The sequence below is a fragment of the Mesorhizobium sp. WSM3224 genome (genome assembly GCF_000427725.1).
Classification (GTDB): domain Bacteria; phylum Pseudomonadota; class Alphaproteobacteria; order Rhizobiales; family Rhizobiaceae; genus Mesorhizobium.
The window spans coordinates 279,120-300,054 of record NZ_ATYO01000002.1; the positions used below are offsets into that span (position 1 = coordinate 279,120).

The 20,935-nt window shown below is 63.2% G+C and carries 17 protein-coding genes and 1 pseudogene; 8 read left to right on the forward strand and 10 right to left on the reverse strand.

Annotation, left to right across the window (positions count from 1 at the left end; genetic code table 11):
• Positions 1 to 99 precede the first annotated feature (99 nt).
• The 8 genes and pseudogenes from YU3_RS0104980 to YU3_RS42215 all read left to right on the forward strand — a co-directional run bounded on the left by YU3_RS0104980 (position 100) and on the right by YU3_RS42215 (position 8,929).
• Positions 100 to 1,059 carry a sugar ABC transporter permease gene (locus tag YU3_RS0104980; RefSeq protein ID WP_027165210.1) on the forward strand — a complete coding sequence of 320 codons (960 nt, stop codon included), beginning with the start codon at positions 100 to 102 and terminating at the stop codon, positions 1,057 to 1,059.
• Positions 1,056 to 2,000: a carbohydrate ABC transporter permease gene (locus tag YU3_RS0104985; protein WP_027165211.1), complete on the forward strand. Its 945-nt coding sequence runs from the start codon at positions 1,056 to 1,058 to the stop codon at positions 1,998 to 2,000. Before YU3_RS0104980 ends, YU3_RS0104985 begins: the two co-directional genes overlap by 4 nt.
• A gap of 23 nt (positions 2,001 to 2,023) precedes the next feature.
• Entirely contained in the window at positions 2,024 to 3,139 is a 1,116-nt protein-coding gene (locus YU3_RS0104990; RefSeq protein ID WP_027165212.1) for an ABC transporter ATP-binding protein, read from the forward strand.
• Between the two features lie 6 nt (positions 3,140 to 3,145).
• Positions 3,146 to 4,663: a GMC family oxidoreductase gene (locus tag YU3_RS0104995; protein ID WP_027165213.1), complete on the forward strand. Its 1,518-nt coding sequence runs from the start codon at positions 3,146 to 3,148 to the stop codon at positions 4,661 to 4,663.
• 208 nt (positions 4,664 to 4,871) lie between these two features.
• Positions 4,872 to 5,633: a 3-ketoacyl-ACP reductase gene (locus tag YU3_RS0105000; RefSeq protein ID WP_027165214.1), complete on the forward strand. Its 762-nt coding sequence runs from the start codon at positions 4,872 to 4,874 to the stop codon at positions 5,631 to 5,633.
• A gap of 12 nt (positions 5,634 to 5,645) precedes the next feature.
• Positions 5,646 to 7,274, forward strand: a complete 1,629-nt coding sequence (locus YU3_RS0105005; RefSeq protein WP_027165215.1) for a choline dehydrogenase — start codon at positions 5,646 to 5,648, stop codon at positions 7,272 to 7,274.
• A 10-nt stretch (positions 7,275 to 7,284) separates the two neighbouring features.
• Positions 7,285 to 7,602 carry a Dabb family protein gene (locus YU3_RS0105010; protein ID WP_027165216.1) on the forward strand — a complete coding sequence of 106 codons (318 nt, stop codon included), beginning with the start codon at positions 7,285 to 7,287 and terminating at the stop codon, positions 7,600 to 7,602.
• A gap of 92 nt (positions 7,603 to 7,694) precedes the next feature.
• Positions 7,695 to 8,929: pseudogene (locus YU3_RS42215) on the forward strand (MFS transporter).
• On the opposite strand, the gene YU3_RS0105020 reads toward YU3_RS42215, so the two are convergent.
• The 10 genes from YU3_RS0105020 to YU3_RS0105065 form a co-directional block, all read right to left on the reverse strand.
• Positions 8,916 to 9,761, reverse strand: a complete 846-nt coding sequence (locus YU3_RS0105020) for an EamA family transporter (protein WP_027165217.1) — start codon at positions 9,759 to 9,761, stop codon at positions 8,916 to 8,918. The pseudogene YU3_RS42215 and the gene YU3_RS0105020 sit on opposite strands and share 14 nt — an antisense overlap.
• A gap of 7 nt (positions 9,762 to 9,768) precedes the next feature.
• Positions 9,769 to 10,686 (reverse strand): endonuclease/exonuclease/phosphatase family protein, encoded by a 918-nt coding sequence (locus tag YU3_RS0105025; RefSeq protein WP_027165218.1) that lies wholly within the window; start codon positions 10,684 to 10,686, stop codon positions 9,769 to 9,771.
• 211 nt (positions 10,687 to 10,897) lie between these two features.
• Entirely contained in the window at positions 10,898 to 12,451 is a 1,554-nt protein-coding gene (locus tag YU3_RS0105030; protein ID WP_027165219.1) for a sodium:proton antiporter, read from the reverse strand.
• A 148-nt stretch (positions 12,452 to 12,599) separates the two neighbouring features.
• A complete protein-coding gene (locus YU3_RS0105035; protein ID WP_027165220.1) occupies positions 12,600 to 13,664 on the reverse strand; it encodes an ABC transporter ATP-binding protein in 1,065 nt (354 codons plus the stop codon).
• Between the two features lie 29 nt (positions 13,665 to 13,693).
• Complete coding sequence (locus tag YU3_RS0105040) at positions 13,694 to 14,485, reverse strand: ABC transporter permease (RefSeq protein ID WP_027165221.1); 792 nt, start codon at positions 14,483 to 14,485, stop codon at positions 13,694 to 13,696.
• A complete protein-coding gene (locus tag YU3_RS0105045) occupies positions 14,482 to 15,276 on the reverse strand; it encodes an ABC transporter permease subunit (RefSeq protein WP_245273440.1) in 795 nt (264 codons plus the stop codon). Before YU3_RS0105045 ends, YU3_RS0105040 begins: the two co-directional genes overlap by 4 nt.
• A gap of 187 nt (positions 15,277 to 15,463) precedes the next feature.
• Complete coding sequence (locus tag YU3_RS0105050; RefSeq protein WP_027165223.1) at positions 15,464 to 16,570, reverse strand: ABC transporter substrate-binding protein; 1,107 nt, start codon at positions 16,568 to 16,570, stop codon at positions 15,464 to 15,466.
• A gap of 244 nt (positions 16,571 to 16,814) precedes the next feature.
• Positions 16,815 to 17,987: an iron-containing alcohol dehydrogenase gene (locus YU3_RS0105055; RefSeq protein WP_027165224.1), complete on the reverse strand. Its 1,173-nt coding sequence runs from the start codon at positions 17,985 to 17,987 to the stop codon at positions 16,815 to 16,817.
• 18 nt (positions 17,988 to 18,005) lie between these two features.
• Positions 18,006 to 19,394 (reverse strand): aldehyde dehydrogenase family protein, encoded by a 1,389-nt coding sequence (locus tag YU3_RS0105060; protein WP_027165225.1) that lies wholly within the window; start codon positions 19,392 to 19,394, stop codon positions 18,006 to 18,008.
• Between the two features lie 153 nt (positions 19,395 to 19,547).
• The gene (locus tag YU3_RS0105065) at positions 19,548 to 20,918 is read right to left on the reverse strand and encodes a glutamine synthetase family protein (RefSeq protein WP_027165226.1); all 1,371 of its coding nucleotides are present in this window, start codon (positions 20,916 to 20,918) and stop codon (positions 19,548 to 19,550) included.
• Positions 20,919 to 20,935: the final 17 nt, after the last annotated feature.

Sequence of the window (20,935 nt, forward strand, 5' to 3'; positions counted from 1 at the left end):
GCTTCGGCGGGGGAGATCTCCCGTCGACAAAAGGTGCGGGACAAACCCTGGTGCGTTTCGCGCCGGGCAGGTTCCGACCAACCGGTACTGGATGAGCCGATGAGCACAGTTGCCGAAACCCAGATCAAGCTGACACCGGAGCACGACGCCCGCCCTGGCGCCTCCGTCCGTTCGCGGCTGCAGGACCTGTTGCCGAAGATCGTCCTGGCGCCAAGCTTCGCGGCGACGATCATCTTCGTCTACGGCTTCATCCTATGGACGATCTATCTGTCCTTCACCAATTCCAAGACCTTCCCGTCCTATGCCATCACCGGCGGCCGCGCCTACCAGCGGCTGTGGCGCTGGACGTTCGAGAGCGACCCGCCGTCGAGCTGGTATACCTCGATAACCAACATGGGCATTTTCGGCTTCCTCTACATCGCGATCTGCCTGGCGCTCGGCCTGTTCCTGGCCATCCTGCTCGACCAGAAGATTCGCGGCGAAGGCGTGTTGCGGCCGATCTATCTGTATCCGATGGCGCTTTCCTTCATCGTCACCGGCGTCGCCTGGAAATGGTTCCTCGACCCCGGCCTCGGCCTCGAGCAGACGCTGCACCAGTGGGGCTGGACGAGCTTCCATTTCGACTGGATCAAGAACAAGGATTTCGTCATCTACACGGTGGTCATCGCCGGCGTCTGGCAGGCTTCCGGCTTCGTCATGGCGATGTTCCTGGCCGGCCTTCGCGGCATTGACGGCGAGATCATGAAGGCGGCGCAGATCGACGGCGCTTCCACCTTCCAGCTCTACCGCCGCATCGTCATTCCGCTGCTTCGGCCGGTGTTCCTGTCCGCCTTCATCGTGCTCGCCCACCTCGCCATCAAGTCCTACGACCTGGTCGTGGCGCTGACCAGCGGCGGGCCCGGCGGCTCGGCCTGGCTGCCGTCGAACTTCATGTATGAGTTCACCTTCAAGCGTAACGAGATGGCGGTCGGCTCGGCGAGCGCGGTGATCATGCTGATGACCATCACCGCGATCATTGTTCCGTATCTTTATTCCGAGCTCAGGGAGAAGTCGCGATGAGCGCCGTCTCTTCACCTGCGCCCCAGGCGTCGAGCGGCGCCAGAGCCAGGACGATCAACCGCATCGTCATCTACGGCCTGCTCGCGCTGTTCGCGATCTTCTACCTGATGCCGCTCTTCGTCATGCTGGTCACTTCGTTCAAGACCATGGACGAGATCCAGAACGGCAACATGCTGTCGCTGCCGCATGCGCCGACCTTCGCGCCATGGATAAAGGCGTGGAGCGAAGTTTGCTCGGGCCTGACCTGCGTCGGCATGAAGGGCTATTTCTGGAACTCCATCAAGATGGTGGTGCCGGCAGTGCTGATCTCGACGCTGCTCGGCGCGCTCAACGGCTACGTGCTGACCAAATGGCGCTTCCGCGGCCACATACTGGTTTTCGCCATGATGCTGTTTGCCTGCTTCATCCCGTTCCAGTCGGTGCTCCTGCCGATGGCGACGATCCTCGGCAGCCTAGGCCGCTTCGGCGTCACCCTGCAGAACGCGACCGGCTTCAATTTCGGCCTCGGCAATTCGACGGTCAATCTCGTCTTCGTCCACGTGGTCTACGGCCTTGGCTTCACCACGCTTTTCTTCCGCAACTATTACGAGGCCTTCCCGACCGAGTTGGTCAAGGCAGCACAGGTCGACGGCGCCTCCTTCTTCCAGATATTCCGGCGCATCATGCTGCCCAACTCGCTGCCGATCATCGTTGTCACTGTGATCTACCAGTTCACCAACATCTGGAACGACTTCCTGTTCGCCTCCGCCTATGCCGGCTCCGGCGACGTGATGCCGATGACGGTGGCGCTGAACAATGTCGTCAACACCTCGACCGGCGTCGTCGAATACAACGTCAACATGGCGGCGGCGATGATCGCCGCCCTACCCACCCTGATCGTCTATGTCGTCGCCGGCCGCTATTTCGTGCGCGGGCTGATGGCAGGCGCGGTCAAGGGCTGACCCTCTTTCTTGAAGGAACGATCATGGCTTTTCTGGAAATTGATGGGCTGAAGAAGCGCTTCGGGAATGTCGAGATCCTGAAGGGCATCGATGTCGAGCTTGAAAAGGGCGGCTTCCTGGTGCTGGTCGGCCCGTCCGGCTGCGGCAAGTCCACGCTGCTCAACACCATTGCCGGCCTGGAGCAGATCACCGAGGGCGAGATCCGGGTCGAGGGCCGCGCAATCAACGACCTGCATCCTTCGAAGCGCGACATCGCCATGGTCTTCCAGAGCTACGCGCTCTACCCGAACATGACGGTGGCCGGGAACATCGCCTTCGGCATGGAGATGCGCGGCGTGCCGGCGGCGGAACGCCAGAAGGCGATCGACAAGGTGGCCAAGATCCTGCAGATCGGGCACCTCCTGAAGCGCAAGCCCAGCCAGCTTTCCGGCGGCCAGCGCCAGCGCGTCGCCATGGGCCGCGCGCTGGTCCGCGACCCGAAACTCTTCCTGTTCGACGAGCCGCTCTCCAACCTCGACGCCAAGCTGCGCGTCGACATGCGTATCGAGATCAAGCGCCTGCATGCGACAACCGGCACGACGATCGTCTATGTCACGCACGACCAGATCGAGGCGATGACGCTGGCGACCAAGATCGCCGTCATGCGCGACGGTGAGGTGCAGCAATTCGGCACGCCGGCCGAGATCTACAACAACCCGACCAACATCTTCGTCGCCGACTTCATGGGCTCGCCTGCGATGAACCTTGTCCCGGCGACGATCGGCGGCAATGGCTCCGGTCTGTCGGTGGTGCTCAAGCCAGACGCGCGCGCGGCGATTTCGCTGCCCCTGGCCAACGCCCCGGCGGGTCTCTCGGCATTCAAGGAGAAGCCGGTCATCTTCGGCGTCCGCCCCGAGGCGCTGACCGATCCGGAAGGTGCGGAGCGCAATGCCTCCAACATCGCGACCGCCGATTGCCACATCGAGGTGATCGAGCCGGCCGGCTCCGACACTTTCGCCGTCACCAATCTCGGCGGCAAGGCTGTAGTGGCGCGGCTGCGCGCCGATGCCAAGATTCAGCCGGGCACCGTCACGCCGCTGGCCTTCAACCTGACCAAGGCGGTGTTCTTCGATCCGGCGACCGAGAAGCGCATCCTTTAAAAAGCTATGGCAAACCCGGATATCGTCATCATCGGCTCCGGCATCGGCGGCGCCACGATTGCTTCCGGCTTGGCCGGCAGCGGCGCCTCGATCCTGATCCTGGAGCGCGGCGAGCCATTGCCGGCAACGCCGCATGCGCGCTCGACGCGGTCGATCTTCGTCGACGAGCATTACCGGCCGAAGGAGATGTGGCGCGAGGCCGGCGGCCCTGCCTTCAATCCCGGCAACTACTACTATGTCGGCGGCAATTCGAAGTTCTTCGGCGCCGTGCTCATCCGCTACCGCAAGGAGGATTTTTCCGAGCTCGAGCATTTCGGCGGCGTCTCGCCGGCCTGGCCGTTTTCCTATGACGAATTCGAGCCATGGTACTCGAAGGCCGAGCAGTTGTTTCGCGTGCGCGGCACGCTTGGCGAGGACCCGACGGAGCCGTTCCACTCGATCCCCTATGCTTTTGGACCGGTGCCCGACGAGCCGCCGATCGCGCGCGCCCGCGCCGAGTTGAAGAGCCTCGGCCTGCACCCGGCGTCGCTGCCGCTCGGAGTCGACATCGAGGCCTGGTTGAAGGACGGCAAGACCGGTTGGGACGCGTTCCCGAACACCGGCCAGGGCAAGATCGATGCGCAGACCGGCCCGCTGACCGCGGCGCTTACCGACAACAACATCCGCCTCGAAACCGGCGCCTATGTTGACTGGCTCGAAACCGCGCCGGACGGCAAGACGATTGCCGCCATCCACTACACGCGGAATGGCGCGCAAAAGACGCTGTCACCGAAACTCGTCATCCTCTCGGCCGGCGCGGTCAATTCCGCCGCCATCCTGCTGCGCTCGCCTTCGGCCAATGATGGCAAGAAGGGGGGCAAGGGCCTTGCCAACAGCTCCGACCAGGTTGGCCGCAATTTCATGAGCCACAATTCGAGCGCTATGCTGGCGATCGATCCGCGCCGCCGCAACGACAGCGTTTACCAGAAGACGCTGATGCTCAACGATTACTACCTGTCGGACGGCAAGGGCGGCAAACCGCTCGGCAATGTGCAACTGCTCGGCAAGATCGACGGCAACATGCTCAAGGCCAATGTGAAGACGATGCCGAAATTCGCGCTCGATTTCATGGCCGGTCACGCCATCGACTGGTATCTGATGTGCGAGGACCTGCCCGATCCCGAAAGCCGCATCTTGGTCGACGGCAAGGAGATCGTCATGCAATGGCGGCGCTCCAACATGCAGTCGCTGGACGGCCTGACCAAGGTGATGCGGGAGAATTTCCGCGCCTGCAGCTATCCGATCGTGCTCTCGCGCCCCTTCGACAAGCGCACGCCGTCACATCAGTGCGGCACCGTGAAGATGGGCAACGATCCGGCGGCAGCGCCCCTCGATCCATTCTGCCGCGCCTATGACCACCGGAACCTGTTCGTCGTCGATGGCGGTTTCCTGCCGACATCGGCGGCGGTTAATCCGGCACTCTCGATCGCGGCTCAGGCGCTGCGAGTGGCTGATCACATCCGCAAGACGGAATTGGTAACATGATAGGCTGGCGCCGCCCCTCATCCGCCTGCCGGCACCTTCTCCCCGTAAACGGGGAGAAGAGGGCTGGCCGCACCCGCGGCGCCCATTCTGCAGCTCTGACAATTGGCGAAAGCGCCGACGACAGCGTCCTTCTCCCCGTCACCATACGGGGAGAAGTGCCCGGCAGGGCGATGAGGGGCAGCGCCGACCTTCGCAAGGCTAACCTCCAATGACCCGCCCCGCGGCTATCATAACCGGTGGCGTGCGTGGTATCGGCCTGGCCTGCGCCGAAGCTTTGGCTGACGCCGGCTTCGACATCCTTGTCGCCGACCTTGCCGAAGACCCTACCAAACGTCTTGTAGAGAACATCACGACGCGTGGTGCAGCATTCGCCTACCATCGCTGCGATATTGCCAATCTTTCTGATCACGCGACGCTGGTCGGTGCCGCCCTGCACGCCTTCGGCCGCATCGATTGCCTGGTCAACAACGCCGGCGTCGGCGCCGTGGTGCGCGGCGACCTGTTGGAGCTAAAGCCGGAGAATTTCGACCGCACGCTAGGCATCAACCTGCGCGGCACGGTGTTCCTCAGCCAAGCCGTCGCCAAGGCCATGCTGGCGACGCCTGCCGTTTCAGCCAGGTCGATCATCACCATTACCTCGGTGAGCGCTGCCATGGCTTCGCCGGAACGCGCCGACTACTGCATTTCCAAGGCCGGGCTTTCGATGTGGGTCAAAAACCTGGCGCTGCGGCTAGCAGCGGAAAACATCGGTGTCTTCGAGGTGCGGCCGGGCATCATCCGCACCGACATGACGGCCGGTGTCTCCGCCAAATACGACGCGTTGATCGACGGCGGCCTGGTGCCCGCCAAACGCTGGGGCGAGGCCGGTGATATCGGCGGCGTCGTGGCCGCGCTTGCGTCCGGCAAATTCGGCTTTTCGACCGGATCGGCCATCGATGTCGACGGCGCGCTTTCCGTGCCTCGCCTATGAGTAGGTGGAACCATGGCTGACTACATCATCGTTGGCGCCGGTCCGGCCGGCTGCGTTCTCGCCAACCGGCTGAGCGAGGATCCGGCGAATTCGGTGCTGCTTCTGGAAGCCGGCGGCAAGGACTGGCACCCGCTGATCCATATGCCGGCGGGCTTCGCCAAGATGACCAAGGGCATCGCCTCCTGGGGCTGGTCGACCGTGCCGCAGAAGCACATGAAGGACCGTGTCTTCTGGTACACGCAGGCCAAGGTGGTCGGCGGCGGCTCGTCGATCAACGCGCAGATCTACACGCGCGGCAACGCGCGCGACTACGACGGCTGGGAAAAGGAAGAGGGCCTATCTGGCTGGGGTTACCGCGACGTGCTGCCCTATTTCAAGCGCGCCGAAAACAACCAGCGCTTCGCCAACGACTATCACGGCGACCAAGGCCCGCTCGGCGTCTCCAACCCGATCTCGCCGCTGCCGATCTGCGAGGCCTATTTCCGCGCCGGCCAGGAGATGGGCATTCCGTTCAACCCGGATTTCAACGGCGCTGCCCAAGAAGGCGTCGGCTACTACCAGCTCACCCAGAAAGACGCGCGGCGCTCGTCCGCGTCCGTCGCTTATCTGAAGCCGATCCGCGACCGCAAGAACCTGACGGTGAGGACCGATGTTCTGGTGACGCGCGTCGTCGTCGAGAAGGGCCGCGCCATCGGCGTCGAGATCGTCGAACGGCCGGGTGGTGAGAAGACGCTCCTACGCGCCGAGCGCGAGGTGATCGTCTCGTCCGGCGCCATCGGCTCGCCGAAGCTCCTGATGCAGTCGGGCATCGGCCCGGCCGACCACCTGAAGTCGATCGGCGTGACGCCTATCCACGATCTGCCCGGCGTCGGCTCCAACATGCAGGATCATCTCGACCTGTTCGTGATCGCCGAATGCACCGGCGACCATACCTACGACAACTACGCCAAGCTGCACCGCACGCTATGGGCGGGTCTCCAGTATCTGCTGTTGAAGAAAGGGCCGGTCGCCTCCAGCCTGTTCGAGACCGGCGGCTTCTGGTACGCCGACCCGACCGCCGCCTCGCCCGACATCCAGTTCCATCTCGGTCTCGGCTCCGGCATCGAGGCCGGCGTCGAGAAACTGAATAACCCCGGCGTGACGCTGAACTCCGCTTTCCTGCGCCCGCGCTCGCGCGGCACGGTGCGCCTGAAAAGCGCCGATCCGGCCGACCATCCGCTGATCGACCCGAACTACTGGTCCGACCCGTATGATCGCGACATGTCGATCAAGGGCCTGCGGTTGGCGCGCGAGATCATGCGGCAGAAGGCGCTTGCCCCCTTCGTGCTGCGCGAGGTGCTGCCAGGCTCCTCGCTCGCCACCGACGACGAGTTGTTCGACTATGGTTGCCGCACCGCCAAGACCGACCATCACCCGGTCGGCACCTGCCGCATGGGCCATGACGCGATGGCTGTGGTGACGCCGGATTTGAGGCTGCGCGGCATCGAAGGCTTGCGCGTCTGCGACGCCTCGGTGATGCCCCGCGTCCCCTCCTCCAACACCAATGCGCCGACCATCATGGTCGGTGAAAAAGGCGCCGACCTCGTGCTCGGCCGCGAGCCGCTGCCGCCGGCCGTGTTCAAAGGCAACCAGGCGGCATGAGGCATTAACAATGATCCGGCATTGCGTCTTTGTCCGCTTTCGCGACGACGTACCTGCAACCGAGCGTGCGGCGATCCATGCCGACCTCGAAGCACTGCGCACAGTCATTGACGGCATGGGGAAGGTGCAGTTCAGCGCCAATGTCAGCCCGGAGCCGTTCGCGCGCGGCCTCACGCATGGCTTCACAATCGATTTCCGCGATGCCGCTGCCCGTGACGCCTATCTGGTGCACGAAGCGCATCAGCGCGCCGGCGCCCGGCTGGTTGCGGCCCTTGAAGGCGGCACCGACGGGCTGATGGTCATCGATCTTGAGGTGACGCAAATGTGACTGCTCGCCGGCTTAAAACCGGCTGCCGTCCCGTTCTCTTTTGCCCGCCGTGGAACATATCGTTCCTTGGCGGATGCAAAAGGAGGATCGCCTTGAACCTCACCACCGAGCAGAAGAAAACTGTAACCGCATCTTTCCTTGGCTGGACGCTCGACGCATTTGATTTCTTCCTTCTGACTTTCCTGCTCACCGATATTGCGAGTGAGTTTCAGACAGACGTCCCGGCAGTCTCCAAAGCGCTGTTCCTGACCCTGGCGACGCGCTTCATCGGCGCGTTCATCTTCGGCATGCTTGCCGACAAATATGGACGCAAGCCCATGCTGATGCTTAACATCGTCAGCTATTCGGTGATCGGCGCGCTCGCCGCCTTCTCACCCAATCTCGGCATATTCCTGGCGCTGCGCGCCCTGTTCGGCATCGCCATGGGCGGCGAGTGGGGCCTGGGCAGCTCGCTTGCAATGGAATCCATCCCGCCCAGCGCCCGCGGCATGGTTTCGGGAATCCTGCAATGCGGTTATCCCGCCGGCTATCTGCTGGCCGCGGTGGTCTATGGGCTGCTCTACGGCCAGAAGATCGGCGACTTCACCTTCGGCTGGCGCGCCATGTTCCTCTTGAGCTTCGCGCCGGCGCTGATCGTGCTTTTCATCCGCTCGAATGTGCCGGAATCGCCCGCCTTCGCCGATGCCCGGACGCAGGCGCGTCCGGGCATTCTTGAAAGTTGCGGAGGCACTGGCGCATCGCGCTCTATGCCGTGGTGCTGATGATGTTCTTCAACTTCTTCAGCCACGGCACCCAGGACCTCTACCCCACCTTCCTGAAGAAGCAGCACGGCTTCGACCCGCACACGGTGAGCTGGATCACCATCGTCGCCAATATCGGCGCCATCGTCGGCGGACTGGCGTTCGGCGCGTTGTCGGAAAAGATCGGCCGTATCAACGCCATCACGCTCGCCTGCCTGATCGCCTTACCGGCAATTCCGCTCTGGGCCTATACGACGACGCCCTTCATGCTGGCGCTCGGCGCCTTCGTCATGCAGGTGGCGGTCCAGGGTGCCTGGGGCGTCATCCCGGTGCATCTCAACGAGCTGTCTCCGGGCTCCGTGCGCGCGACGCTGCCAGGTTTCATCTACCAGGCCGGCAACCTCGCGGCGTCGTATGGCGGTCCGTATCAGGCCGGCATCGCCGAAGCACCCGGAGGCAGCTACGGCTATGCGCTGGCATTGTTCGCGGGCGTGGTCGCGGTCTGCATCATTGTCGTCATCCGTTTTAGCCCGGAACGGCGTGGGCAAGTGATGACGGTGCTCGATCGGGACGTCAGCCGAGTCTGAGTGCGACGACGCCGGCGACGATGCCGAGCGCGGCGGCCGCGCGCCAGGCCGTCATCTTCTCGCCCAGCGCCAGCACCGAGATCAGCATGGCGAACAGGATCGAGGTCTCGCGCAGCGACGCGACCGAGGCGATCGGCGCCTTGGTCATCGCCCACATCACGATCCAGTAGGCGGCACCGCTGAGCACGCCGGTGAAAAGCCCTGCCTTCCAGTCGCGCGCCAGCACCGGCAACGACTGCGGCCCGCGAAAGACGACGCACAGCACCAGCGCCCACGCTGCGTCGCAGACGAACAGCCACGCAGCATAGCTCGTTGCCGTGGCAGCCAATCGCGCGCCGCTGCCGTCGGAGAGCGTATAGCTGGCGATGAAGATCGACGTGCCGAGCGCGAAGCCGACCGCGCGAAGATTGAAACGTTCGAGATGGACGCCGCCGCGAAACGACATCACCAGCGTGCCAGCCGACAGAAGCACGATACCAAGTATGGCGAGCGGCGCCGGAACCTCGCCGAGCATGACGATGGCTCCCATCGCCGAGAGTAATGGCGCGGTACCCCGCGCCAGCGGATAGGTCTGAGCAAAATCGCCGGCCTTGTAGGCGCCGATCAGGAACGTCCGGTAGCCCATATGGAAGATCACCGAGGCGAGAATGAACGGCCACACCTCCGCTTTCGGCACTTCCACGAAAGGCAGCGCCAGCAGCGCCGCAAACCCCATGCCGAGCGTCATCAGCGTGATCGACAGGAAGCGGTCGAGATGGACCTTGACCAGCGCGTTCCAGATCGCATGCATGGCGGCCGCCGAGAGCACCGCGAGGAAGACGAACGGCGTCATGTCCGGTTCACCTGCCCGTCGGCCCCGGAGCGATGCCCGGCGTTTCCAGATCGATGTCGACCCTGAGCGGAAAATGGTCGGACGCGACCTCGCCGATGTCGGCTGTTACCGAACGCACCCGTCCGGCCAGCATGCCGCCGACGAAGCAATGGTCGAGCCGGCGTTTGGCCAGCCTGCCGTCGATGATCTTTTCGTGTGTGTGGAAGTCCGCGACTGGCTCGCTGGCAACAGCCGCGGCATCGACGAACCCGTCTAAATAGGCAGCGCCGCGATGGTAGGGCGTGCTGCCGACGATACGCCGGTGTTCGGCGCTGCCCGGCTCCATGTTGAAGTCGCCCAGCCAGATCGCCGCCAGCGGGCTTTCCGGCTCCGGCTGGCCATCCGACCAGTTGCGATGCGGTTCGTCATCGACGCCGCTCCAGGGACCGCCCTCGAACCGCGCGCGTCGATGTTCGGCATTGAGATAGTCGATCTGCTCCAGCCGCTCCTCGGCCGCAATATGCGCCAGATGCAGCGAAAGCACACGCACCGGTCCAGCCGGTGTGCGAATCATGCATTCGAGCGCCGCGTTGCGGGTGTTGAGCGGCCTGAGCGTGCGCCGCATCGGCAGCGTGTGCAGGCGCGACCAGATGATCGGCAGCTTCGACAGCAGCATCGTGCCGAACTGCCGCCGGCGGTTGACGACGCGGCCGTCGCGCTTCTCGCTGGCGTCCATGTCGAAGGCGGGGCCGTAGGCCCAGTAATAGCCGGGAAGCAGGCTGGACAGGATCTCGGGCTGGTCGTCCTCATTGCTGCGCCGCCAATGCCGCTCGACCTCCTGCAGCGCGATGATGTCGGCGCCGTCCACCAGCCTGGCACAGCGGCTGAGATCGTAGCGCCCATCGCTGCCGTAGCCGTACTGGATGTTGTAGCTGATCAGCTTCATTGATTAACCGGCTCACTTCCGACGATCGCAGTAGAGCAATTCCAGGAAAAGTGTGAGCGGTTTTCCGTCCGGAATTGCGTCAAACAAAGAGACAGAGCGGTTCGCCGTTTCCATGAAACGGTGAAACGCTCTAGCGCCCGGCCCACTGCCTTGCAATGGACCGCGGCGGCAAGTGGAATAGTCCAATGGGGACCGGCGAACCCAGCGCGCGCTAATAGGTCGTCAGCGGCTGATAGCTTCCCGCCGGCGACGCCGCCAGTTCCGACCAGTCGATCTCCTCTTCCAGCCGGTGATAGGCCTCGTCGCCGATCGTGCCGTTGCGGCGCAATTCTTCCAGCGTGTCGCGCTGCCGCTTGATGGCATAGAGGCGCAGCCGGTCGTATTCGGTCGCTGCCTGCGCGTCATCCGGATTTTCAGCGATCCGTCGCTCGGCCTCATATTGCTCGCGCACGACGGCGGCCGCGGCCGACGTCTTGCGACTCAGCACGTCGAGCGCGGCCTGCATGATGGCGACACGCGCCTCGGCCACTTCGCGGTCTATCGTTGTATCCGGTTCGAAGTTGAGTATCCGCAGCAGCGGCTTCAGGCTCATGCCTTGCAGCACCAGCGTGCCGAGAACGACCGCGAAGGCGGCAAGCACGATTGGATCGCGGCCGGGGAAATTGGCTGGCAGTGCAATGGCCACCACCAGCGTCACCAGCCCGCGCATGCCGCACCAGCCGACGAGCACGGCGCCGCGGAAGGTCGGCGCGTCCCGCCTTTTGTCTTCGCTGTCGAAACGGGCGAACCATCGGATGATCGCAACGTAACTCGCCACCCAGACGAGACGCGCCACGATGACGACGGCCAGCACCGTCGCAGCGAAGAGAAAGGCCTCGCCTTGCCCGTCGCCGGACAGCCGGCCGACGATCGACCGGGCCTGCAGGCCCATCAGCACGAACGCCAGCACGTTGAGCACGAACACCGCCGACTCCCAGACCGAATAGGTGCTGACGCGGCGTCTCGCCGACATGCGGCGCGGTCCGGTGCGCGCGATGGTGATGGCATAGACGACGATGGTGATGATGGCCGAAAGGCCGAGCTTGTCGGCAATGATCCAGACAGCGAAGGTTCCGGCGAACTGCACCACGGTGCTGCTTGCCGCATCCTCGATGCGCGTAAGGGTGAGCAGCGAGAAGCGGCCGAACAGGTAGCCGGCCGCGACGCTGCCGATCGTCGCCAGCAGGATGACGGGCACGGCGTCGCTCAGCACGAGCGAGCCGATGGCGGCCGAAACCGATATCCGATAGATCAACAGCGCCGTGGCGTCGTTGAGCAGGCTCTCGCCCTGTAGAATGGCGGTAAGCCGATGCGGTACTTTGAACTGGTTGAGCACCGCGCTTGCCGCCACCGCGTCCGGCGGCGCGACGATAGCGCCGAGCGCTATCGCCGCCGCGACCGGCAGCCCGGCCATCTTCCAGCCGACGAAGGCGACGGCCACCGTGGTGAAGATGACGGCGCCGAGCGCCAGCAGCGCCAGCGACAGCCGGTAGCGCTTCAGGTCGCGCAGCGAGGTGTCATAGGCGGCATCGAGCAGCACCGGCGCGATGAACAGCGCAAGCGCCAGTTCCGGATCGATCTCGATCGTCGGTGCGCCGGGCACGAAGGCAATCCCGACCCCGGCAAGCGCCAGCAGCGACGGGTAAGGGACTTCCAGCCATCGCGATACCGCTGTCAGCGCAACCGCGATGAGAAGCAGGATGAGGGTGAGTTCGAACAGCGCCATGGCTTATCGTAACGATGGAACCAGGCGTTTGGCACTGCAAAAGTGAATGGTGAATAGTGAATGGCAATCAGCGAAGAGAGTATCTTACGTGCTCGGATTCCTCTGATGGCGCCCATTCACTATTCACCACTCACCATTCACTCTTTTCCTAGTGCAGAACCAGCATGTCACCCGACGAGAACGAAATGTCCGCCTTGTCTCCGACGGCTGGCGGCGGCGTCGTTGGATTGTTGAAGGTGTCGAGCGACACCGTGTTGCCGCCGATGCCGACGCGCACGCGGATGACCGAGCCGAGGAAATGCACTTCGGCGATCTCGCCTGACAGGCTGGCGTCATGGCCGGGCTGCCGTCCGAGCGAAATAGCCTCAGGCCGCAGCGCCAGCGACAGCGTGTCGCCGGACTTCGAGCCGTTGAGCTTGCCCTTGAGAGAGACTTCCTGGGTGTCGACCTGCACCTTGCCCGAGGCCGCGTCGGTGACCTTGCCTTCCAGCACGTTGAGCGTGCCGACGAAATTGGCGACGAATTTCGTTGCCGGCCGGTTGTAGATCTCGAACGGCGTTCCGACCTGCTCGGCCTTGCCGCCATACATGACGGCGATGCGGTCGGAGATCGAAAGCGCCTCCTCCTGGTCATGCGTGACGAAGATGGTGGTGATGCCGAGCTTCTTCTGGATCGAGCGGATTTCCTCGCGCAGCGACACACGCACCTTGGCGTCGAGCGCCGACAGCGGCTCATCGAGCAAAAGCAGCTTCGGCTTCGGCGCGATGGCGCGGGCCAGCGCGATGCGCTGCTGCTGGCCGCCGGAGAGCTGGTAGGGATAGCGGTCACCCATCTGCGGCAGCTTGATGATGTCGAGCATCTCGGCGACGCGCCTGTCGGCGTCGGCCTTGGGCATGCCGGCAACCTTGAGGCCGAAGGCGATGTTCTGCGCGACGGTGAGGTTGGGGAAAAGCGCATAGGCCTGGAACACCATGCCGACATTGCGCTGATTGGGCTTCAGCCGGGTGATGTCCTTGCCGCCGACCACGATCTTGCCGGCCGAAGGCTCCTCGAAACCGGCGACCATGCGCAACACCGTCGTCTTACCGCAGCCGGACGGCCCGAGGAAGGAGACGAATTCTCCCGGTTCGACGTCGAGATTGAAATCCTGGACCACGGTTGTGGCGCCGAAGGATTTTCGAACGTGCTGGATTGAGAGGAATGGCTCGGCCATGGCTTTTTCTTTCGATCAGTACTTTTCGCTCAATTCGGGCGGTTCGCCGACTTCGGCGCGAAACGGGACAGAATCTGGATCAGCGACATGCAGCCCCACGTAATGGCGAAGGCGATGATGGCAAGTGCCGCCGGCTCGTAGGCGCGGTTGGCGCCGATGTTCTGCAGATACGGTCCGAACGCCGGGCGGTTAAGCAGGCTGGCCATCGTGAACTCGCCGATCACGATAGCGAAAGTCAGGAAGGCGCCCGATAGCACCGCGATCAGAACATTGGGCAGGATAACCCGGACGATGATAGTGGACCAGCCGGCACCGAGGATTTGCGCCGCTTCCGTCAGCGTCCGGACATCGATGGTGCGAAGACCCGTGTCGACCGCGCGATACATATAAGGCAGCGCCAGCGTCGCATAGCCGATCACCAGCAGGGCGCTGGCGCCGAGATCGCTGGACAGGAACGGCAGCGGCGAATTCGACCCGTACATGCGGATATAGCCGAACACGATGACGATCGCCGGGATGACCAGCGGCAGCAGCGTGATGAACTCGACGACCGGCCTGATTTGAGGCAACCGTAGACGGATCCAGTAGGCGGCCGGCACCACGACCAGCACACCGAGGATGATTGTGAAGATCGCTGCGACCACCGAATACAGGAAGGTTGCCTGGAAGCGTGGGTCGCCGAGCACGACCTGATAGGCATCGAAGGAATGAACGCCGCGCCGCATGCGCAGCGAGAACTCGAACGTCGCCAGCAGCGGAATGAAGAAGTAGGCCGTGCCGATGCCGAAGACGACCCAGGCCCAGAATTTGCCCGACTTCATTTCAGCCACCTCTCGGAACGGGTCCGGAACCAGATGTAGAAGACATTCGCCAGCCCGGTGATGACGATCATGCCGAAAGCGATGGCGTAGCCGAGTTGCGGGTTGTGCAGCACGTCGCCGTTGATCTGCGAATAGAGCTTGATCGGGACGATGTTGAGCTGCGGACCGGCGAAGGCATAGGCCGTGGCGATTGCGCCGAAGGCATTGGCGAACAAAAGGATGACGGTGCCGAGGAAGCTCGGGAACAGCACCGGTATCACCACCATGCGCCAGTACTGCCACTGGGTGGCGCCAAGCGTGGCGGCCGCCTCGTTCCATTCCTTCTTCAAGCCATCGATCGCCGGCACGATGATCACCACCATCAGCGGAATCTGGAAGAAGAGATAGACCACGATCAGCCCCCACGTGGTCAGGAAATTGAACCCCAACGCGTAGATGTTGAGGTTGAATATGTCGCGCAGCAGCACCGTCACGATACCGACGCGGCCGAGCGTTGCGATGAAGGCGAAGGCGAGCGGCAATCCGGCGAAATTCGAGGCGACGCCCGAGAAGGTCAGCGTCGCGGATCGCACCCATCCGGGCAGGCCGCCGCGCACGATGGCGATGGCGATCGCCAGGCCGGCAAATGCGCCAACGATAGCCGACCAGAAGCTGATCTTGATCGAAACCCAATAGGAATTGCTGATTGAAGGATCGCTCACCAACTGCAGGACGTTGTCGAGCGTGAACCCGCCTTCCCCGGTCTGAAACGCGCCGATGACCAGATAGAGCGTCGGCATGATCAGGAACATCAGGGTGAAGACGAAGAACGGCGCCACGCCGAACCATTGCGTCGGCAGGCGGAAAGCGGTCGCCTCGGTCGGCGGCGCGGGCTTGGTGGCAACTGACTGATTTGAAAGCGATAGATCGGTCATGCGCCCGGCACCGTCTTCGAGGGAAAGCCGGGCGGCCAGGTGGCCGCCCGGCAGATTTCAAGTCTTACTTGACGTTGGCGCCGACAGTGGCGTCCCAGTTCTTGCTGATGGTTTCCTTGGCCTTGCCCTGCTCGTCGAGCGTCGGGAAAGCCGCCGCGGCATAGGATTCAGCCGGCGGCAGCTTGGCCAGCACGTCCGCCGGGACCTTGCCGTTCTTGGCGAGATCGTTGAAGCGGATCGGGTGGCAGTAGCCCTTCAGCCAGCCGACCTGGCCTTCGTCGGAGTAGAGGTATTCCATCCACAGCTTCGCGGCATTCGGATGCGGCGCGAAAGCGCTGATCGCCTGCACATAGACGCCGGCGACAACGCCGGTCTTCGGCACGATCACGTCGACGGGCGGATTGCCCTTCAGCGTGTCGCGGCCGGCAAGCGCGTTGTAGTCCCAGTTGATCAGGATCGGCGTCTGGCCCTGGGCCAGCGTCGCCGGCTTGCCGACCACCGGAACGAAGTTGCCGGCGGCGTTGAGCTTCTTGAAGAAGTCGAGACCAGCGGTGCCAGCGGCTTCACCGGCGGCGGCGCCGGACGACAGACCGGAGGCGTAGACCGCCTGGATGGCCTGGTTCGAAGCGCGCGGGTCACCGGCGAGCGCGACCGAGTTGGCGAATTCCGGCTTCAGGAGATCGGCCCAGTCGGCCGGCGATTCCTTGACCAGGTCCTTGTTCACCATGAACGACAGCACGCCGTAATAGTCGCCGTACCAGGCGCCGTCGGCATCCTTGGCGCTGTCCGGGATCGAGTCCCAGGTCGACACCTTGTAAGGCTGGATCAGGCCATCGGCCTTGGCGGTCGGGCCGAACGACAGGCCGACGTCGATGACGTCGGGCGCCTGCGGACCCTTGTTGTCCTTATTCGCCTTGATCGCCTCGACCTCATCGCCCGAGCCGGCGTCCGGGTTGAGTTCGTTGACCTTGATTTCCGGATACTTAGCCTTGAAAGCGTCGATCACTGCCCCGTAGCCGCACCAGTCATGCGGAAGCGCGATGGTGGTGAGCTGGCCTTCAGCCTTCGCGGCCTTGACGAGATCGTCCATCGAATCCGCGGACGAAATCACCGTCGACGCAAAGAGCGCCGCGGCCGAGAGGGAAAGCACTTTCCCCGTGAACTTGAACATGTGTTCTCTCCGTTGAACTGGCACCGCTAGGCGCCTGCGATGCGGGTATCGTTTTCGTGTGACAGCCAGATGAAGGCTTTTTGAAACCGGAGCCCCGCGGCGAAAAAAGTTAACTCTTTTTAACGGACTGTAGCAATTAGCCCGCGCTTAATTTTCCGGCTAATGGTTATTTGCCTTGATTTTTGCCCGCTCTCCTTCTCCTTTGCACATCCCCTTGTTCAACTTCGGCATTCAAAGCCGGCTCTCATAATGAGCCGGCGATGGCGTTTTCGAGCAGCGTCAGCGCCGCCTTCTTGGTGAGCTTGACCGGGTTGCCGCCCGCCGTCGGGTCAACCACCGCCATGTCGGCGATCAGCGCCTTGCGCTTCTTGTCCATGTCGAGGCCCTTGATCAGGCCGGGCAGCGCATGCGGCACCTTGAGCTCCTTGCGCAGCTTGATGATCGCCTTGGCGAAACCATCGAAGCCGCCTTTGATGCCGCAATAGGCGGCAAGCCGCGCGATGCGCTCCTCGATGCTGTCCCGGTTGAAGGCCAGCACATAGGGCATGAACACCGCATTGGTCATGCCATGATGGGTGTCGTAGAGCGCGCCGATCGGATGCGACAGCGAATGGATGGCCCCCAACCCCTTCTGGAACGCGGTGGCGCCCATGGCCGCCGCGCTCATCATGTGCGCGCGGGCGACCAGATCCTTGCCGTTGGCAAAGGCCTTCGGCAGGTTCTCGAACACCAGCCGGATGCCCTCCACCGCGATGCCGTCGGCCATCGGATGATAGCCCGGCGCGCAATAGGCTTCCAGACAATGCGCAAGGGCATCCATGCCGGTGCCGGCGGTGATGAAGCCGGGCATGCCGACCGACAGTTCCGGATCGGCAATGACGATTGCCGGCAAAAGCTTGGGATGGAAGATGACTTTCTTGGTGTGGGTCTCCTCATTAGTGATGACGCCGGCGCGACCGACCTCCGATCCGGTACCGGCGGTGGTCGGCACCGCGATGATCGGCGCGATCGCATCCGAATTGGCCCGGGTCCACCAGTCGCCGACATCCTCGAAGTCCCATACCGGCCGTGTCTGCCCGGCCTGGAAGGCGATGAGCTTGCCAAGGTCGAGCGCCGAGCCGCCGCCGAAGGCGATGACGCCGTCATGCTTGCCTTTCTTGAACACGGCGACGCCGGCGGTCAGGTTGGATCCGACCGGGTTCGGCCGCACATCCGAGAAGACGCCGTACGGGACCTTGGCATCGTCGAGGATCTTCAGCGTCGAGGCGACGACCGGCAGTTTTGCCAGGCCCGGATCGGTGACGAAGAGCGGGCGCTTGATGCCCGTGGCATCGAGCACCTCGGGCAATTCCTTGATGCGCCCGGCACCGAAGCGGACGGTGGTGGGGTAGTTCCATTTGGACATGAGCTTGGACATGGCTAGTCTTTCAAAAAGTCAGATTGCTTCACGCAGGTGATAGGATTTCGGCCTGGTCAGATTGTCGTAGCCGATGGCCGAGAGCGAGGCGCCCTTGCCCGTGTCCTTGACGCCGGTCCAGACCAGCGCCGGGTCGAGATAGTCGCAGCGGTTCATGAACACAGTGCCGGTTTCGACGCGGTCGCCGATGGCGATCGCGCGCTCCGTGTCGCGCGTCCAGATCGAGGCCGTCAGGCCATAGGGGCTGTCATTCATCAGCGCGATCGCCTCCTCGTCGTCGCGCACCTTCATGATGCCGACGATCGGGCCAAAACTTTCCTCGCGCATGACGCTCATCTGGTGGTCGACGTCGGTGAGCACTTCCGGCGCCAGATAGGGCGAGCCGGCCTTGTCGTTCTCGACCTTCATGTTGACATGCGCCCGGGCGCCCTTGCGCAGCGCCTCCGCCTTCTGCTCGCGGATCAGGTCGGCAAAGCGCGCCTGCGCCATCGGCCCCATCGTCGTCGCCTGCTCCAGCGGGTTGCCGACGACATAGTTCTTCGTCTCGGCGACAAAACCCTCGACGAACTCGTCATAGACCTTCTCATGCACATAGACGCGCTCGATGCCGCAGCAGCACTGGCCCGAATTGTAGAAAGCGCCGTCGACCAGATTGGCGACCGCATGGTCCATCTTGGCGTCGGGCAGCACATAGGCCGGGTCCTTGCCGCCAAGCTCGAGGCCGAGCGTCATGAAGGTGCCGGCCGCGGCCTTCTCGATGGCGCGTCCGCCGCCAACCGAGCCGGTGAAGTTGACATGGTCGATCTTGCCCGAGCCAAGCAGCTTCTCGGTCTGGGCGTGGTTCATGACCAGGTTCTGGAACAGGCCTTTGGGCAGGCCCGCCTTGTCGAAAGCCTGGCCGAAACGCTCGCCGACCAGCAGCGTCTGCGCCGCATGCTTGAGGATGACGGCACTGCCCGCCATCAGCGCCGGCACGATCGTGTTGACGGCGGTGAGATAGGGATAGTTCCACGGCGCGATCACCAGCACCACGCCGAGCGGCATCTTCTTCACATAACGGCGGAACCCGTCCTTCGGATTTGAGGCCAGGACCGGCTTCAGCGCAGCTTCAGCGATCTCGACCATATAGCTGGTGCGTTCCTTGACGCCGCCGAACTCGCCGCCATAGCGCACCGGCCGGCCCATCTGCCAGGCGATCTCCGGAACGATCTCGTCGGTCATCGCAACCAGCGCCTCGAGCATCGCCAGCATGTATTTGCCGCGCTCGACGATCGGCGTCTCGGCCCATGTCTCCTGCGCCGCCTTGGCGCGCTCGACCGCGGCGTTGATCGCCTGGTCCGTCGCGACCGGCCTCTCGGCGTAGATCGAGCCGTCGATGGGGGATTTCAGTTTGACCGTTTCGGTCATTTCTTCCTCGCAGTTTTACAACAATCAAAAATCGTGGCTGACGCTGAACTTGCACACCTGCCTGCATCATCTTCCCGCATGCTGGCGGGAAGGTGGAAGCTCGCGGCCCTCTCCCGCCTATCGCGTAGAGGGCAGTGCTGATCTCACGGCGCTTTAATACCGCTCGAATCCCCGGTGCAGCTCCCAATCCGTGATGCGGCGGTCGTATTCGAACTGCTCCCAGCGGGCGGTGTGCACGTAATGTTCGATCACATCGTCGCCGAACGCCTGCTTCAGCATCTTCGACTTGGCCAACGTCTCGGTAGCGTCGCGCAGCGTCTTCGGGATTTCCGGCAGGCGCGAGGCCTGGTAGGCGTCGCCGACGAATGGCTTCTGCAGTTCCAGCTTCTCGTCGATGCCGGCGAGACCCGAAGCGATCAGCGCCGCGAAGGCGAGATAGGGGTTCAAGTCCGCGCCGCCGATGCGGCACTCCATGCGGATGCCTTTGGTGCCCTCGCCGCAGAGCCGGAAGCCGGCGGTGCGGTTGTCCTCGCTCCACATGATCTTGGTTGGCGCGAAGGTGCCGGCCTGGAAGCGCTTGTAGGAGTTGATGTAGGGCGCCAGGAACCAGGTGAACTCCTTGGCGTATTTGAGCTGGCCGGCTGCCCATTGCTGGCCGAGGCTCGATAGGGTCCACTCAGCTTTCTTGTCGAAGAACAGCGGCGTCTTGCCGTCGGCGCTCCACAACGAATTGTGGATGTGGCTGGAGTTGCCCGCGAGCCCGTAATTGTACTTGGCCATGAAGGAGATGGCCTTGCCTTCGGAGTGGGCGATCTCCTTGGCGCCGTTCTTCAGGATGACGTGGCGGTCGGCCATGTCGAGCGCTTCGGCATAGCGCACATTGATCTCTTCCTGGCCGGGACCCCACTCGCCCTTGGAGTTCTCGATCGGAATGCCGGCCGCTTCCATCTCGTTGCGAAGCCGGCGCATGACGCCTTCTTCCTTGCTCGTGATGCCGATCTGGTAGTCGCCAATATAGGGCGAAGCGCTATCGAGCCCCTGCCAGTGCTTCTTGCGCGCGGAATCATAGGTCTCGCTGAACAGATAGAATTCGAGCTCGGAAGCGAAATAGCCGATATAGCCGCGCTCGCTCAGTCGCTTGACCTGCTTCTTCAGGATCGCGCGCGGAGAATGCGCCAGGTCCTCATGGTCGTGATGATCGAGCACGTCGCAGATCACCAACGCCGTCTTCTCCAGCCATGGAACGCGTCGCAACGTCGACAGATCGGGCTTCATGACGAAGTCGCCATAGCCCTTCGACCAGCTTGCCGCCTTGTAGCCCGGCACCGGCTCCATATCGATGTCGCAGGCCAGCAGATAGTTGCAGCCATGCGTCTCGCCATATGCGGAATCGACGAAGTACTGGGCCAGGAAGCGTTTTCCCGAGAGCCGGCCCTGCATATCGACGATGCAGGCCAGCACCGTGTCGATCTCGCCGTTCGAGACCGCTTTCTTCAACTGATCGAACGAAAAATTCCCGGCCATTCCTTTGGCACTCCAGC

Coding starts and splice junctions, on each gene's coding strand:
- YU3_RS0105060 (WP_027165225.1), bottom strand. CDS start 19,394: ATGACCGAAACGGTCAAACTGAAATCCCCCATCGACGGCTCGATCTAC.
- YU3_RS0104990 (WP_027165212.1), top strand. CDS start 2,024: ATGGCTTTTCTGGAAATTGATGGGCTGAAGAAGCGCTTCGGGAATGTC.
- YU3_RS0105055 (WP_027165224.1), bottom strand. CDS start 17,987: ATGTCCAAGCTCATGTCCAAATGGAACTACCCCACCACCGTCCGCTTC.
- YU3_RS0105065 (WP_027165226.1), bottom strand. CDS start 20,918: ATGGCCGGGAATTTTTCGTTCGATCAGTTGAAGAAAGCGGTCTCGAAC.
- YU3_RS0105030 (WP_027165219.1), bottom strand. CDS start 12,451: ATGGCGCTGTTCGAACTCACCCTCATCCTGCTTCTCATCGCGGTTGCG.
- YU3_RS0104995 (WP_027165213.1), top strand. CDS start 3,146: ATGGCAAACCCGGATATCGTCATCATCGGCTCCGGCATCGGCGGCGCC.
- YU3_RS0105040 (WP_027165221.1), bottom strand. CDS start 14,485: ATGAAGTCGGGCAAATTCTGGGCCTGGGTCGTCTTCGGCATCGGCACG.
- YU3_RS0105010 (WP_027165216.1), top strand. CDS start 7,285: ATGATCCGGCATTGCGTCTTTGTCCGCTTTCGCGACGACGTACCTGCA.
- YU3_RS0105045 (WP_245273440.1), bottom strand. CDS start 15,276: ATGTTCCTGATCATGCCGACGCTCTATCTGGTCATCGGCGCGTTTCAG.
- YU3_RS0105005 (WP_027165215.1), top strand. CDS start 5,646: ATGGCTGACTACATCATCGTTGGCGCCGGTCCGGCCGGCTGCGTTCTC.
- YU3_RS0105000 (WP_027165214.1), top strand. CDS start 4,872: ATGACCCGCCCCGCGGCTATCATAACCGGTGGCGTGCGTGGTATCGGC.
- YU3_RS0105035 (WP_027165220.1), bottom strand. CDS start 13,664: ATGGCCGAGCCATTCCTCTCAATCCAGCACGTTCGAAAATCCTTCGGC.
- YU3_RS0104980 (WP_027165210.1), top strand. CDS start 100: ATGAGCACAGTTGCCGAAACCCAGATCAAGCTGACACCGGAGCACGAC.
- YU3_RS0105025 (WP_027165218.1), bottom strand. CDS start 10,686: ATGAAGCTGATCAGCTACAACATCCAGTACGGCTACGGCAGCGATGGG.
- YU3_RS0105020 (WP_027165217.1), bottom strand. CDS start 9,761: ATGACGCCGTTCGTCTTCCTCGCGGTGCTCTCGGCGGCCGCCATGCAT.
- YU3_RS0105050 (WP_027165223.1), bottom strand. CDS start 16,570: ATGTTCAAGTTCACGGGGAAAGTGCTTTCCCTCTCGGCCGCGGCGCTC.
- YU3_RS0104985 (WP_027165211.1), top strand. CDS start 1,056: ATGAGCGCCGTCTCTTCACCTGCGCCCCAGGCGTCGAGCGGCGCCAGA.